The sequence below is a fragment of the Bacteroides faecis genome, assembly GCF_020091505.1.
GTDB classification, from domain to species: Bacteria; Bacteroidota; Bacteroidia; order Bacteroidales; family Bacteroidaceae; genus Bacteroides; species Bacteroides faecis.
This window is the reverse complement of sequence record NZ_CP081916.1, coordinates 4,540,558-4,555,297: the sequence shown is the minus strand read 5'-3', so window position 1 is coordinate 4,555,297 and position 14,740 is coordinate 4,540,558. Positions and strand designations below refer to the sequence as shown.

12 protein-coding genes are annotated in these 14,740 nt (G+C 46.4%); 5 read left to right on the top strand and 7 right to left on the bottom strand.

The window, feature by feature from the left end:
- Positions 1-48 precede the first annotated feature (48 nt).
- Positions 49-1,038 carry a DUF4373 domain-containing protein gene (locus K6V30_RS17855; RefSeq protein WP_055270026.1) on the top strand — a complete coding sequence of 330 codons (990 nt, stop codon included), beginning with the start codon at positions 49-51 and terminating at the stop codon, positions 1,036-1,038.
- Between the two features lie 243 nt (positions 1,039-1,281).
- Entirely contained in the window at positions 1,282-3,090 is a 1,809-nt protein-coding gene (locus K6V30_RS17850; RefSeq protein WP_055270024.1) for a bifunctional DNA primase/helicase, read from the top strand.
- A 22-nt stretch (positions 3,091-3,112) separates the two neighbouring features.
- Here K6V30_RS17850 and K6V30_RS17845 read toward each other — a convergent pair whose 3' ends face one another.
- A complete protein-coding gene (locus tag K6V30_RS17845; protein WP_008765886.1) occupies positions 3,113-3,370 on the bottom strand; it encodes a DUF4248 domain-containing protein in 258 nt (85 codons plus the stop codon).
- 613 nt (positions 3,371-3,983) lie between these two features.
- Between K6V30_RS17845 and K6V30_RS17840 the strand changes: the two genes are divergently transcribed.
- Together K6V30_RS17840 and K6V30_RS17835 are read left to right on the top strand one after the other, a co-directional pair.
- Positions 3,984-4,520 carry an HU family DNA-binding protein gene (locus tag K6V30_RS17840; protein WP_010537820.1) on the top strand — a complete coding sequence of 179 codons (537 nt, stop codon included), beginning with the start codon at positions 3,984-3,986 and terminating at the stop codon, positions 4,518-4,520.
- Between the two features lie 157 nt (positions 4,521-4,677).
- A complete protein-coding gene (locus K6V30_RS17835) occupies positions 4,678-5,121 on the top strand; it encodes an N-acetylmuramoyl-L-alanine amidase (protein ID WP_008763470.1) in 444 nt (147 codons plus the stop codon).
- Positions 5,122-5,129: 8 nt separating this feature from the next.
- Here K6V30_RS17835 and K6V30_RS17830 read toward each other — a convergent pair whose 3' ends face one another.
- The 6 genes from K6V30_RS17830 to K6V30_RS17805 form a co-directional block, all read right to left on the bottom strand.
- A complete protein-coding gene (locus K6V30_RS17830; RefSeq protein ID WP_055270022.1) occupies positions 5,130-6,317 on the bottom strand; it encodes a glycosyltransferase family 2 protein in 1,188 nt (395 codons plus the stop codon).
- 19 nt (positions 6,318-6,336) lie between these two features.
- Positions 6,337-7,236 (bottom strand): glycosyltransferase family 2 protein, encoded by a 900-nt coding sequence (locus tag K6V30_RS17825; protein WP_055270020.1) that lies wholly within the window; start codon positions 7,234-7,236, stop codon positions 6,337-6,339.
- A 3-nt stretch (positions 7,237-7,239) separates the two neighbouring features.
- Entirely contained in the window at positions 7,240-8,727 is a 1,488-nt protein-coding gene (locus K6V30_RS17820) for an O-antigen ligase family protein (protein ID WP_172680465.1), read from the bottom strand.
- Entirely contained in the window at positions 8,711-10,939 is a 2,229-nt protein-coding gene (locus K6V30_RS17815; RefSeq protein WP_055270018.1) for a GumC family protein, read from the bottom strand. Before K6V30_RS17815 ends, K6V30_RS17820 begins: the two co-directional genes overlap by 17 nt.
- A 10-nt stretch (positions 10,940-10,949) precedes the next feature.
- Entirely contained in the window at positions 10,950-11,699 is a 750-nt protein-coding gene (locus K6V30_RS17810; protein WP_010537826.1) for a TolC family protein, read from the bottom strand.
- Between the two features lie 127 nt (positions 11,700-11,826).
- Complete coding sequence (locus tag K6V30_RS17805) at positions 11,827-13,161, bottom strand: BamA/TamA family outer membrane protein (RefSeq protein WP_055270016.1); 1,335 nt, start codon at positions 13,159-13,161, stop codon at positions 11,827-11,829.
- A gap of 174 nt (positions 13,162-13,335) precedes the next feature.
- On the opposite strand from K6V30_RS17805, the gene K6V30_RS17800 reads away from it, so the two are divergent.
- On the top strand, positions 13,336-14,736 hold the full coding sequence (locus K6V30_RS17800; protein WP_055270014.1) for a C1 family peptidase: 1,401 nt from the start codon (positions 13,336-13,338) through the stop codon (positions 14,734-14,736).
- Positions 14,737-14,740: the final 4 nt, after the last annotated feature.

Genomic DNA, 14,740 nt, shown 5'->3' with positions numbered 1-14,740 from the left:
CAGAACGAATTCGGGACATCCTGAATCACAGTCAATTAATTATAAGATATGAAGAAAGATCAGTATTTTAATTTAGAGGTAAATTTTTTGAGTAATGACAATATTGTCAGGATGATGATGGAACTTGACGCTGCGCAATCGCTCGGAATCTATATGATGCTTCTTACGCATTTGCGTAAAGCGGACAATTATGAAGCATCCTGTTGTCCGCTTTGTATGGGGGCTTTTGCGCGGATGTATGACTTGGATGCCGATGTGTTGCAAAGGGTTCTCCGTGAGTTCGACCTTTTTGTGCTTGATGAAGAACGGCAGATGTTCCGTTCGCCTTATCTGGACAGGGTGATGGCAAAGCTCGAAGAAAGACGGATGATTAATGTGGCAAACGGCAAAAAAGGAGGTCGTCCGAAACGCATGGAAAGCACACCGGAAACACCGATGGATAAAGGCGGAAAACCGAATCAAAACCAGAAGAGTAGAGAAGAGGAGAGAAGAGTTACTACTGTTGTCAAAGACAACAACAGTAGTAACGAAGAAAAGACAGAGAAAGAGCACTCTGCCGCCGCCGCTTCTGACGGACTTCAGATTGTTACTCCACCGGAGGATAGGGGACAGTTGCCCCTGCAGCCGGTTCTTCCGTGGGAGATGCTGGTGGATCAGATGGCCGAATCGGAAAGTTACATGGAGTCGATGGCTATGCACTCCTGTATGGGCAAACTTTTCGTGGAACGGCAGGAGGAGGTGATCGCTGCCTTTAAAGAGCATATCCGACGCTTTGGCAGGGAAGATGGCTTGCTGTTTTTGAGGGATGTGAAACTGTATTTCGGCAATTACCTCTCTCCGGGCGGACGTCCGGCCCAGGAGCTGAAGAAAAGGCTGCTCGGCAGTTGCCGGCAATCGGCTGAGGAAGAACTGTATCGCTTTGAACAACTCATTGGCGGGCAACGGACGTATCTTGGGCATCCGATTCCGAAGGATGCGCCTCCAAGACCGGACAGGTCTGCCGTGTGGGATGAAGTGCATTGGAAGTGGGGAAATTAGCTCCGGATTTCTCCGACATCCGGCTACGTGAGCGTTGCCTTTCGGCTCGCTGCTCGTTCATGCTCGGCTCGCTGCTCGTTCATGCTCGGCTCGCTGCTCGTTCATGCTCGGCTCGCTGCTCGTTCATGTTCAGCTCGCTGCCCATTGATGCTCAGCTTTCCGCCTGCATTGGGAACTGATAGAAAAATTATTAATACAAACTTAAAATCTCCTTTTCGGAAGGGGAGAATAAAAACAAGAAATATGAGAAATTTTGCTAATTATCATGTCGATGTCCGCAGACATACCAGCGGTGTCGTTAAAACCATCTGCGAGCAATGCCTCCCGACGAGGCACAACAAGCGTGACCGTTCGCTGCGGGTCAATATCGACACAGGGCATTGCCATTGCTACCATTGCGGAGCCGACTTCTACGTCCCCGACGATGCCGAAGAGCGTGAGAAAGCCGAGCGACAGGCTGCCCGTAAACGTCGTGCGGCATCTGCCGTTCCCCAGCACTTCCGCCGTCCGGTGTTCGACGCTTCGAAGACGACGCTTTCCGAAGCTACGGAGCGTTGGCTGGTAGAGACGCGTTGTATTCCGCAGTCCGTCATCGCCGGTCTGCGCATCACGGAGCAGGAAGAGTTCATGTCGCAATCCGGAGCGAAAGAGCGGTGCGTCTGTTTCAACTATTTTGAGGACGGGAAACTCGTCAACACCAAATTCCGTAGCGGTGCCAAAAATTTCAAGATGGTGCAGGGAGCCGAACTGATTCCCTACAATATCGATTCCGTGCTGGGACAGGACACCTGTATCATCCACGAAGGCGAACTGGATGCCGCTTCCTCCCTTGCCGCCGGATTCAAAAGCGTGATCTCCGTACCTGCCGGAGCAAATGCGAACCTTTCGTGGCTCGACCGCTTCATGGAGTCGCACTTCGAGAATCTGAAAGACATCATCATAGCCGTTGACGCCGACTCTGCCGGGCTCAAACTGCGTGACGAACTGGTCAACCGTCTGGGTGCCGAACGCTGCCGTGTGGCCGTCTACGGACCGGGCTGCAAGGATGCCAATGAACATCTTGTCAAATATGGGATCGACAGCCTTCGTATCGCCATCGAGCAGGCGGAAGAAATCCCTCTTGAAGGCATCTTCACTGCCGCCGATCTGCACGAAGACCTGCGGGCATTGTTCGACAACGGCTTCGGTCCCGGTGCGGAGACGGGCTGGGAGGAGATGGATAAGATTTGTACGTACGAACGTAGGCGGCTGGTCATCGTTACGGGCATACCGGGGGCCGGAAAATCGGAATGGCTGGACGAACTGGTGTTGCGCCTCTGTATGCGCCATCAGTGGAAGATCGCGTTTTTCAGTCCGGAGAATAATCCTATCGTCTACCATCTCCGCAAGCTGGTCGAGAAACTGACCGGACGCCGTTTTCAAAATGGTTGCGGCATGACGGAAGGGCTTCTGCTCCGTTCGGAAGAGTTTCTTGCCGAAAACGTCTGTCACATCGCCCTCAAAGGCAGCGCCACTCCGGAACGGGTGCTTGCCAAAGCCCGTGAGCTTGTCCTACGTCGGGGATGCCGCATCTTCGTCTTCGACCCGGTCAACCGTTTCGAGCATACCCCCGCGCCGGGGCAATCGGAAACGCAGTATCTTTCCAATTTTCTGAATCTGTTTACGGAGTTTGCCACGCAATATAACTGTCTGGTGATTCTTGTGGCGCACCCCCGAAAGATGAACCGCAATCCGGTGACGAACCATACTCCGCGTCCGGAAATGTACGACGTAAACGGGTCTGCCGATTTCTTCAACAAGGCGGATTATGGCTTGGTAGTGGAGCGTGACAAGGAGGTCGGAGTGACACGTGTCTATGTCGAAAAAGTGAAGTTCAAACACCTCGGAGCGGGTGGTGTGGCTACTTTTGTCTACGATCCCGTCAGCGGACGTTACCTCCCCTGCGAAGAGTCCCAAGACCCGTCCGTCCCACCGGAACAACGGGTCAGAAACACTGTCAGTGACAGCTCGTGCTGGTTGCCGGAGAAGGAGCTGTTTGAAGGGGCTGACTAAAAAGTCGGCCCCATACTTATCTTCAAGGTTCCTGCAGCACCTCTACGATCAGTCGTACTTGTGCGGGTGTGTAGTGTCTGCTTCGGGGATTCATGCCGGTGGATAGCAGGCGTTCTTTTAGTCCGGGTGCGGCTTCGATCCATTCGTTGAAGCGGTCTACTGCGCTTTGTTGCTGGACGTTGGGGATATATAGCATGGCGAGTTCTCCTTTTCCGTAGCTGCGGTATTGGAAGGATTTTTCTTCTTCCTGTTTTTGCAGGGTATCTGTATTTGCTTTCATTTTTGATTTAATTGTAGGGTGTTGCAATGGGTATAAAGTTACTGTTTTTTACTGGATTTAGCAAATTTGTTGCTCATGAAAGTGTCGCTTTTATGTTTGTATTGTTTAGCTGTTATTCACGTTGTCTGCTTATCTTTTTTTTGGGGGGGGGTATTCGGGGTCAGTCCGAAAACCCTGTTTGAGCTCCATACTATACCGAAAAGAATATATTTAGGCACGGATTACACGGATTAACACGGTTGTTTTACGTAATCATAGCACTAAAACCGTGAAATCCGTGTAATCCGTGCCTAATCCTCAATTTATAATTTAGTTCATTTCCGTACAAAAAATAATCTGAAAACAACCGGGTTTTCGAACTGATCCGGTATTCGGGGTTGGTTGGGAGCTTTTCAGCTTTTATCTGCTTTATGGTTACTTTGTATTCGCTTTTAGTATGCTTTCAATCAGTTTCTGATTCACTTTATTCTGCTTTTATCCGTCTTAATCCGTTTTATCCCGTCATAGTCCGGCGCAATCCGTCATAATCCGGGAAGTCGCCGGTGCGCTGCCGTATCTTTGTTTCACCAACAGAAAGGGAGAATGTCCTTCTTTTCTTTAATACAAATTCAGTATGGCAACAGTGTCTGTGGTGCGCTATCAGCGCAGAAAAAAGATTGGTGATGACAAATCGCCGATGGTGTATGTGCTCAAACCCAAGCCGGGGGAATCGAAACTTTATTCTATCGGGTCGCTGGCGCGTGAGATCGAGTCGATCGGTTCGCTTTCGGTGGAGGATGTGGAGCACGTGATGCAATCCTTTGTCCGCTCGATGAAGAAGGTGCTCGTAGCGGGGAATAAGGTGAAGGTTGACGGCTTGGGGATTTTCTATACCACGCTTACTTGTCCCGGCGTGGAACAGGAAAAGGACTGTACGGTGAGGAATATTACTCGTGTCAACCTTCGTTTCAAGGTCGATAATTCTCTGCGGCTTGCCAACGACAGCACGGCCACCACACGTGGCGGGGACAATAACATGGTCTTCGAACTCATCTCCAAGAATGCGCCGGCTTCGGGAGGCAACGGGGATGGCGGAGGCTCCGGTAGTGGCGGCGGCAGCGGCTCCGGTGGCGATGGAGGGGAAGAGGAAGCTCCCGATCCTACCGTTTAGTCCGGTAAGTATATCAGCATCATTAATGCGTGATACCTGTAAATGAATAACCTGTAAAAATAAAAAGTTATGATTGACAAGATTTTGGAGATTGCATTGGAAATCCTGCTTTTCTTCCGCAGGAAGAGAAAAGGAAAACGAACGAAAGGGCAGGTCGATGAGGAAGATTGACCTGATTGTGATCCACTGTTCCGCCTCTAGGGCGGACAGGGATTTCACGGAAACAGACCTTGAAGTGTGTCACCGCCGGCGGGGATTTAACGGGATCGGCTACCACTTTTATATCCGGAAAAATGGCGACATCAAGACTACCCGCCCCATTGAACGGATAGGAGCTCATGCGAAAGGATTCAACCGGACAAGTATCGGCATTTGCTATGAGGGCGGACTTGACTGTCACGGGCGGCCTGCCGACACCCGTACCGAATGGCAGGTACACTCGATGCATGTGCTTGTGCTTACGTTGCTGCGTGACTATCCCGGTTGCCGGGTGTGCGGGCATCGTGATCTGAGTCCTGATCTGAACGGGAACGGGGAGATCGAACCGGAGGAATGGGTGAAGGCTTGTCCGTGCTTTGATGCGGAGGAGGAGTGGGCTTGACGAAGGCCTTATTCTTCTCCGTGCTCAGTATGAATAAACTTTTTGTTTGCTCCTTTCAGTCGGAACATATTGGCTATCATTGCCAGTGCCAGTGCCGGAATTTGCAGGATTGCTTTTCCTAATTTCCGGTCCAGCAACTTTCCCGGCACAGGTATGATCATGGCGGCAACTTGGGCGGCTGACAGTATCCACCATTTGATGGCCGTATACCATTCGTTTCCTCCGCTTTGCAGACTCATTAGTAAGCCGGTTGCGGTAAAGAGTAAAGTGAAACCGAAAACTCCCGCCAGTTGTATCAGACGGGGAGGCAGCATCCATTGAAGAATCTTGTCGCAGTAGTCGATATTTCCCTGAATCAGTGCTTTCGGGAAATCGGGCAAGGAAGCCCGCAATGCACCGTATTGTGCTGCAATCCATCGTTTACGCTGATTTTTGATACCTTCTTTTTTCTGTGTCTTTTCATCGTATACGGGCAGTTGTTCCAGATACTCGATATGAATGCGTTGTTTTAGCAGCAGGGCTTCCAGCTCCTTGTCTTCGCCCGATGTTTGCAGATGTCCTACATTTCGGCGGAACCAATGAACGTCGAATGCCATTCCGGAACCGGCTAATCCGGCTGACAATCCTATCGCGTTGTGCCCGCTGCGGAAGAATCCGTTGTTTATTTCTTCGCTGATCGCATCCAGAACAGCGATGTCTGTATTCATGTTTTTTCCTGTGCGGTGGGCTTGTACAGCATGCAGGCCGGAGTCAAAAGCACGGTTGATTTCTGCGAGGAAATTGGGTGTCGTTACATTGTCGGCATCCATGACCACTATTACGTCATAAGATTCGTTGGCAGTGACGTTCATGGCCAGCGTAAGGGCTTTGGCTTTGGAACTGTTGGTATAGCCGGCTACTTGCAAACAGATGGGGAGTGCTTGTAGGGCAGCATTCGTGTCCGGCTGCATCTGATCGGAGATGACAAGAACGTCGTACATTTCTTTGGGGTATTCCTGCTTGAGGAAACTACGGATAGTGGAGACGATCACCCTGTCTTCCTTGTATGCAGGGAAGAGTACAAGAAAACGACGCTGGATACGTGCTTCGGAAAGTTTTCGCGGACGATAGAATTTGGAAGCAATGGCGTAGAACAGCAGATAACCGACACAAAGTGCCAGGAGAATAAAGAGAATCCAGTCAATAAAGGTATACATGGTCTTTCATTTTTAGGGGTTATCGGATAGGAGAGGTGACAGAAAAGCTTCTGACAACACCTTTCCATACTGTGGCAAATAAATCGAAACGACCTTTCAGGGCAAACTGAAGACTGTTTTTTCCGGCAGCTATGGTAGATTGATAAAGAATGGAGAGCAGCCGCTGGGCACCTTTCCGGTTGCGGCGGGTGTAGAGCAAACGGTTGCGCGTCATGTAGAAGGTACGTAGCTTGCTGAACTGTCCGGTGCTCTGGCTTTCTTTGTGGAAGACGGTGCAACGAGGCTCATACCATAGTTCGTAACCGGCATTTGTCATCTGTGTACACCAGTCCATTTCTTCATAATACAGGAAGAATATTTCCGGCATTTCTCCTACTTTCTCAATGACTTCACGTTTTACCATGAGTGCCGCCCCATGCAGGTAGGGGGTCGTGTGCGGGGTGTCGAACGTGCCGTCGTCCGGACAGCCGAAACCTGTCATTTCGTTGCGTATAGTGATTGCCGACAGGGGGGTGAATCCGGCAAACTGTATGTTTTGCGGAGGAAAGGCAAAGCGTATCTTCGGAGAGACGGCTCCGATGTTTTTCTGACTTTCCAGCCGCTCTGTCAGGTAGTGGAATCCGTCTGATTCAACATAAGTGTCATTGTTTATCAGAAAGATATAGGCTCCTTTGGCTACTCTGATTCCCAGATTGTTTCCGCCGGAGAAGCCTAGGTTCGACTCGCTCCGCAGGGTGACTATATCGGAATATAGCTCTTTGATTTTAGTCGCTTCGTCTTCGCGCGAAGCATTGTCTACGACGATGATTTCATAGCTCACGGAATGTACATGTGTTTGCAGCGATTCTATTAATTCGCAAGTGTCTTTAAAGCCGTTGTAGCAAACTGTGATAAAGGAGACTTGAGGTTCGTTCATCATAATCTATTGTTCGTTTTTCAGTTCTGTTTCTTTACTTTGCTGCATCCGCTTGTCAATGTACGGTCCTGCGAAGCAGAGGGCAAAGGCTGTGTATATGGGGATGGAGTTGGGATATTGCATCACGTCGTTGGCATAGGCTGCCAGATAGAATCCGGCAGCGGTACAGAGCCAGGCAGTAAGTAAGCCTCGCAGGCGTTTGTTCATGATCTTGAACATCAGTATCCATCCGCACCATGCAAAAAGGACTCCGTGAACAGCCAGGTAGAGAACTAGACCGATGATTCCGGTTTCTACCCATACTGAGACTAACCAGGAATCCGGTGGATAGGGCATACGTTCTTTGGGATAGAAACGGTCGCCTTTGGACAACCCTATCCCATATCCGAAAGGCTTGTGAATCATCAATTCTCTCATTTTCTTTCGATTGTCTACACGTAATTGATAGGAAGCGTCTTGGCTAGGATGAAATGCAGAACGCATCTTGCGGATATATTGATTGTCATCTCCTATATTGGTACATACGAAAAACAAGAATAACAAGGCAAGAACTGAAATACCTGTAATACATGCTTTGCGATTGCGTGAAAGAATAATGAAACTCCCTAAAGCACCGATAGGCAGAGCTATCGCAGCCCGTGTTCCAGAAATTCCCATTCCGTAAATGGCGGCAATAATGACAAGTATAAAATAGATTTTCAGCCATACGCCTTTTATATAAAAAAGTGAAATTCCAAAAAGTGAAATACCCATAGCCATGTGTACGCCGAAGTTCGCTGCATCACTGAAGAATGAGAAATAACGAATACCGGACCAAATAATATGAGTTTTTGCTCCTCCCAAAACGTATAAAAAATACTGCTCACGTTCATTAAAACCACAGTTTTTCTGCCAATATCCTTTGGCTGCTGCCAAGAGGATGAAAAGAGACCATATGATTAGAAGCCACTGAATCCCCTTGATGTTACGGATTGCTAACGGTACGATGACAGCACATACAATAGGATATATGAGATAATGGGTGATGGAGATATTCCATGCTGCCTGAACATTGTTCGGATTAGCTATCTCTAATATGCAATAAACTCCCCATATCAGAAAAAGCATAAGCATACCATTACGACTTTCCGACCAGTCAATTTTTTCATGCATTCCGTACGCAAAGAGCAAAACAACGGCAAACAATGTACACATTAATGTTGCTACTCCCAATGGTATGTCTGTCACTGCATAAGCTGCTGCCAGCAGGAATTGGAGAATGAAAAGTGTATAGAAACTTTGCTTTGAATATTTGATAATCAATAAGAGAATAACTGTCATTAAAGGCAATGAACTAATCGTCAGAAAGAAAGGAAGGGAAGTACGAAAGAACATTTTGTATAATATATACAATCCTCCTGCCAATAGTAAATGTACCCATCCTTTATTGGCAAAATAGTTACCGGCTACTGTTAAGTATTGACTGTATTTTCCTTTATCATTCGTCATCTTCATCTCCTGATGTTGCCGGCTGCTTCTTTCTTTTTGTGAACGTAAATATACTTTCTGTCAATGCTAATTGTGACAGTCGGTATACTATTTTCCTCCAAAGTGTATATGGTGGAAGCATACCAGTGTAGTCTTCAACCACATTGCGGGATGCGTGTGTCAAGTAAACATAAAGTGGAGTTTTACCTACTTGTTGACTTAGCTTTTCTGACAAAAGCTTATCGGTCTCTTTCCAACCACGGTCAGCACGGGCTACGAGTATATTTAGATTAGCTTCTTGTAGTAATTCCAGCGATATGCTAGCTTCCCGCAGATTGGGATATTCAACGATGAGAATGTCTTCTTCCTCTGATGTGTATAGATCGGTAATGCTTTTGGCCAGGTTGTATTCTCGTGAATCAATTCTGAAGTCTGACTTCCATGTTATTACTTTTGTTTTAAGTCCGATACTGTTCCAGTATTTTTTTAGGGCTTCGATCACATAACTTTTGCCTTCCCCGCCTTCTGTGCTAATGAAATTGATAATGTAGGGCAATCCTTCTTTCTTTTGCTGACAGAAACGAAGGATACTATTGCTTAACTGTTTTGTAGCTACACTTTTTGATTCTTCAACATAATTGTGATACTCTAAAATAGAGTCTTTTGGAAAGGCGCCTAACATCGGAAGTCCAATCAAACGACGTGTACGAATAGAATCGCGTAGAGTACGGTCTAATAATTCAAGAATTAAGAAGAACCCCAAAATAAATAGGAAGGTACCGGCACACGCTGCCATCACCATTTTTTTTAAAGGAGTGGGCATGGCACTGATCGGATATGCCGGAGCATTTAATACTTTTAATGCAGCGGAGGTCATTTCCAGATTTTTTCTACGCATGAGGGCATCATTATAGCTTTTCAATACAGACAAGTAATTTTGCTCTATAAAAGTTATGTTACGCTCTTGACGTTTGATAGTGGAACCTACTGGTGCAAACTGTCTGTATTTCTCGTTGAGGTCTATACGGCTTTGCTGTATAATTTGTAAGTCTGATTTGGCTTTTTCGTATTGCATGGTTACTTCAAGCCACTGTTCTATGATGTTCTCTTTAGCTATTCCTTCTTTGGTATATTTGTTCTCTACATATTTATTTGAAAGCTCGGAAAGCTCCTTGCGTGTTTGATTTAAGCGATTCTTATATTCCTGTAATGAGGCTTCTTGATTCTGATGATCACTTGAAATTGTTTCCATTTCTGAGATTTTTCCTGTAAGCGAAGCGGCTTCATTTAGTTTATCCAAGAACTGAAGATTGTTGATTACATGTTTGGCATTGCTGCCCATTTGCTTTTCTAGTTCGTTTAACATTGCTTTGGCGCTGTTGTATGCAATCAATACGTTTTGTTCACGTAACTCAAACTCTTTGTTGATGGCAGCGATTTCTTTGGTCTCATCGTAATAATTAATAACACGTTTTTCTACGTTATATTGCGTTAGTGAGTCTTCTTTAAGCCGAAGTTCCTTTCCGATGCGTTGAAGTTCGCTTTTAAAATATTCGATAACTTTATCTGTTTCACCATAGCGGATTGCACTGTATTCGTTTACAAATTCTTTGGTCAGGATGTCGATGGTATTATAGGCGATACCCGGATCACTTGCCGTATAACTTATTTCAATCAGATCGCTGGCACCTTTACGCGCTACTCTGATTGCTTTGAGATCATTATAAGAGTAATAGGGCAAATTATAATAGAATACTCCATAGAGATAGTTCGCCTGGGTCGGTCTCAAGTAGTTGAAAAAGTTGGCTACCGTTTTATCTTCGCTGTTTTTATCTATTAATGACAGTATTTCTTTCCCGTTCGGACTGTTCTTTAGGTGTTCGTATATTCTGTTGTAATTGCTGGCTTTGATGAATTCATTGTCTTCTTTTGGATTACCTTTGATCAGACTTCGGGCATATAATCGCATAGATACCCGTTTGAGTGTACTTTCAGCCTTGATAATGTTCATTAGGTTATCCATAGCGTTCTGAGTTGTCGCCCAATCCACTTTGTTATTTCCACCTTCTAGATTGTAGCCGGAAGCAGCACCAGTGTAGAGGGTTGCCTCTACGTTATATGTTTTGCCTATCATGCGTTTCCCAAAATAGTAAACAGCAAATGTTATAATGGCTGTTCCAATAAGTAACCACCAACGGATACGATATAGGAATCTGCTGATATAAAGGATGTATTCCATAGATGTATGTTTATTTGTTTCTTAAAATGGGAGTGTGGGTGACTAATTCAAGTATCATTAAACTCTTGCTTAGCTCGAATTTGCTGTTTTCGAATTTCTCTTGTGCGTCTGATTGGCGAGATTTTTCAGATGATAAAGTTCCCGAATCAATAGCTCCATTCGAGAAATCCTTTTCAGCTATACTATATTGTACATTAGCAAGCATGAGGGCTTCGGCATTAAGTTTAAGAATGTTTAATTGGGAGGTCGCAGTTGCGTATAGAAGGATAATTTCCTTTTTCATTTCCTCAAACTTAACTTCTCTTTCAAGTTGGGCGGTACGTACATTCAGTTTTTGGCGTTTTACCCGCGCTGTCAAGTCAAAGAGACCGTCCAAAGGAATGTTGACTCCTGCACCTACTGTATATCCGTTCTGTGCCTGTGTTGCATAGGTCAGGTAAGGTGCAATCGCTACATCTGTATAAGTAGACTCGTTGCCGAACATACCATACTGGTAGCTGCCCCGTAAACTGAAAAAGCCTAAGAAGGCACGCTTCTCTTTTGCCAGAAGCTTCCGTTCAATTTGTTCTTTTACTGTAGCTAATTCATAGGTCGGAGCGCTTTTTGCGTTCTCGAAAAGAAGATCCAGCGGTGGGAGTGTAATGCTGGAATAATCACTTGGTTGAAGTTTCGAATAGTCGCTTACCTCCTGCGCAGCTACGCTTCCGATGGAGGCAAACAAACATAGTAATCCTCCGAAGAGGCATTTTTTCTGTTTCATAAATTAACCCTATTATCTGCTTTTGCTGTGTTATAGCAAGCGCAAATATAAGGATTAATTTCATTTATTGATACACTATGCGGTCAATTTTGCAATTTTTCCCGTAAATAGTGTGCAAATGCTGTTTTTAGAATGCTTCCGTCATGTTGAAATAGAACAAATTCTGCTTGTTCACCATATCTCTTCCGAAGTCAAGACGGACGTTCATACGAGGCTGAACTTCAATACGTAAGCCAAGTCCCAGATTAGGAAGTACGCCTTCAATCTTGCCCGGAGTAGGACCCATGAATCCGCATCCTCCCCACGCTACATATCCTACATGGCTCAACATCTTCTTCACCCAATTACTTTTATCTGTATTGATCATCTGGCGGTATTCTGCCATCACCACATGTGAGGACTTGTCGCGAAACTGTCCCATATAGTAACCGCGAAGATCGAAGGGGGTACCGCTGAGTGCGTATTTGGTCAACGGAACATCGCCGAATACATTCTTTGTCTGCACCGTCCATGCCAAGACTCTGCGTCGTCCGAGGGTCTTGTATTGGCGGTAGTCTATCTCCAGACGGTAGAAGTTATCGTCGCTTCCGAAGGCTTTGTTGTACATCATTCCACGAAAATCCAGGTAGGTCCCCCGATAAGCATTGGCGGGAATGTCACGGGTGTCATACGTCAGCAGGAAACCGACTCCGGAACTGAGATTGGAGTAGCCGTGCTCCGTGCCACCGGCAGCAATGTACGATGGTTGCTCTATCATCCCTGCGGCAGGTTTAGTGATCTTGTCATAATTGAAGTCGATCTGCGGACCGGCAAAGAAGTTACTTTTCCCCAAACGGAACAGGAACCAAGGATTCACCTGGACACCGCTATAACGGTATTCGCTGGTGTCTTCACCGCGCGGATAGTCCTTGTTGGTGCTGTATCCGATGCCGTAGAAGTTTTCCAGTGTGTTCTTATAAGCAAAGACGCCGAAAATACGGAAACGGTCGCCTTTAAAGAAAAGCTGTGGCTTGGTGAACAGGTTCAGACCTCCTTCGAACATCAGGGCGATAGCCATCGGAACAACCGAACGCTGCTGGGTAGTGTCACTCGGGTTCATACGGAAAGTCATCAAGGCGCTACCGCCGATCAGAAATCCGAAATCCGGAGTATAGCTGGGACCACCTAATATATTGTAGTGTAAATTACGTTTCGCTACCCGCTGACGTCGCAATTCTTTTTTGGAAAGGGTGGGAGTGGAGTCTGTCGGGGCAATCTCCCCATCTGTTGAATAAGATTCTTCATGAGCCGTAACAACTTCGTTGTTTGTCAGACTTACTTCACTATTTGTAGAAACGACTTCGTTGACAGAAGTTGTAGTCATTTGCAGTTCATCGCTTTTTACTGCCGTGTCAGCTGTTTGGGCCAACGAAATATTGATGAATAGAAACATCATCAATATACCTATTGTATATCTCTTCATATTCTTTCTTGAAATCCGCTGCAAAGGAAACTATTTTATTTCGATTAGTTTTCATTCTCATAGATAATAAATCTAAAAAAGAATCGTATTTTTGCCAATTAATAGTATGTAAAACGGAATTGCATACGGATTACTATTAGCATACAGGCAAAGTTAATTAATAAACGATCTATAATGAATAAACGAATTTTATCAGTTTTTGTTTGCTGTGCCCTTTACTATTCTGCACAGGCACAGGACGCGAAAGGCGGCATCAGCGCTGACATGATGCAGCAAATCAAACAGAGTTATCAAGGCACTTCTACCGACAAGGCTATCCGGAACGCCATCAGCAACAACGACATCCGTAAGCTTGCCCTGAATCAGGACAACATGAAGGGGATGGACACGCATTTTTCTGTCAAAGTGAACTCCAAGGGTATCACCGACCAGAAATCGTCCGGACGTTGCTGGCTCTTCACCGGTCTGAACGTAATGCGTGCCAAAGCCATCGACAAATATAATCTGGGTTCTTTCGAATTCTCGCAAACCTATCCTTTCTTTTTCGATCAGCTGGAAAAGGCTAATCTGTTCCTGCAAGGCATCATCGATACCAGCGACAAGCCGATGAACGATAAAATGGTGGAATGGCTGTTCCGCAATCCGTTGAGCGACGGCGGTACATTCACCGGAGTGGCGGACATCGTAAGCAAATACGGTCTCGTCCCCAAAGACGTGATGCCCGAAACGAACAGCAGCGAAAACACCGTCCGCATGGCGAGTCTGATCGCTCTGAAACTTCGCGAACAGGGTTTGCAGCTCCGTGACATGGCATCGAAAAACGCCAAGCCTGCCGCCATGGAGAAAGCAAAAACAGAAATGTTGAGTACCATCTACCGCATGCTTGTCCTGAACTTGGGTGTACCTCCCACAGAATTCACATGGACGCAATACAACGCCAAAGGCGAACCTGTAGAAACCGCTACTTACACTCCGCTTTCTTTCCTGAAGAAATACGGTGACGAGAACCTGATAGACAACTACGTAATGCTGATGAACGACCCCAGCCGCGAGTACTACAAATGTTATGAAATAGACTACGACCGCCACCGCTACGACGGCAAGAACTGGACATATGTCAACCTCCCTATAGAGGACATCAAAGAAATGGCGATCGCCTCTCTGAAAGACAGCACCATGATGTACTACTCCTGCGACGTAGGCAAGTTCCTGAACTCTGACCGTGGTCTGCTCGACGTCAAAAACTATGATTACGACTCACTGATGGGCACTACCTTCGGCATGGACAAGAAGCAACGCATCCAAAGCTTCGCCAGCAGCTCCAGCCACGCCATGACCCTCATGGCAGTCGATCTGGACAAAAACGGAAAACCGGCCAAATGGATGGTTGAAAATAGTTGGGGTGCCGGAGCCGGCTATCAGGGACATCTCATCATGACCGACGAATGGTTCAACGAATATACCTTCCGTCTCGTTGTGGAAACAAAATACGTGACTCCGAAAGCACTCGAAGTCTTGAAACAAAAACCGATCCGCCTGCCGGCATGGGATCCAATGTTTGCCGGCGAAGAATAACCAA

Bases quoted from the DNA above. Each gene is read 5' to 3' on its own strand.
- K6V30_RS17855 (WP_055270026.1), top strand. From the start codon at position 49: ATGAAGAAAGATCAGTATTTTAATTTAGAGGTAAATTTTTTGAGTAAT.
- K6V30_RS17850 (WP_055270024.1), top strand. From the start codon at position 1,282: ATGAGAAATTTTGCTAATTATCATGTCGATGTCCGCAGACATACCAGC.
- K6V30_RS17845 (WP_008765886.1), bottom strand. From the start codon at position 3,370: ATGAAAGCAAATACAGATACCCTGCAAAAACAGGAAGAAGAAAAATCC.
- K6V30_RS17840 (WP_010537820.1), top strand. From the start codon at position 3,984: ATGGCAACAGTGTCTGTGGTGCGCTATCAGCGCAGAAAAAAGATTGGT.
- K6V30_RS17835 (WP_008763470.1), top strand. From the start codon at position 4,678: ATGAGGAAGATTGACCTGATTGTGATCCACTGTTCCGCCTCTAGGGCG.
- K6V30_RS17830 (WP_055270022.1), bottom strand. From the start codon at position 6,317: ATGTATACCTTTATTGACTGGATTCTCTTTATTCTCCTGGCACTTTGT.
- K6V30_RS17825 (WP_055270020.1), bottom strand. From the start codon at position 7,236: ATGATGAACGAACCTCAAGTCTCCTTTATCACAGTTTGCTACAACGGC.
- K6V30_RS17820 (WP_172680465.1), bottom strand. From the start codon at position 8,727: ATGAAGATGACGAATGATAAAGGAAAATACAGTCAATACTTAACAGTA.
- K6V30_RS17815 (WP_055270018.1), bottom strand. From the start codon at position 10,939: ATGGAATACATCCTTTATATCAGCAGATTCCTATATCGTATCCGTTGG.
- K6V30_RS17810 (WP_010537826.1), bottom strand. From the start codon at position 11,699: ATGAAACAGAAAAAATGCCTCTTCGGAGGATTACTATGTTTGTTTGCC.
- K6V30_RS17805 (WP_055270016.1), bottom strand. From the start codon at position 13,161: ATGAAGAGATATACAATAGGTATATTGATGATGTTTCTATTCATCAAT.
- K6V30_RS17800 (WP_055270014.1), top strand. From the start codon at position 13,336: ATGAATAAACGAATTTTATCAGTTTTTGTTTGCTGTGCCCTTTACTAT.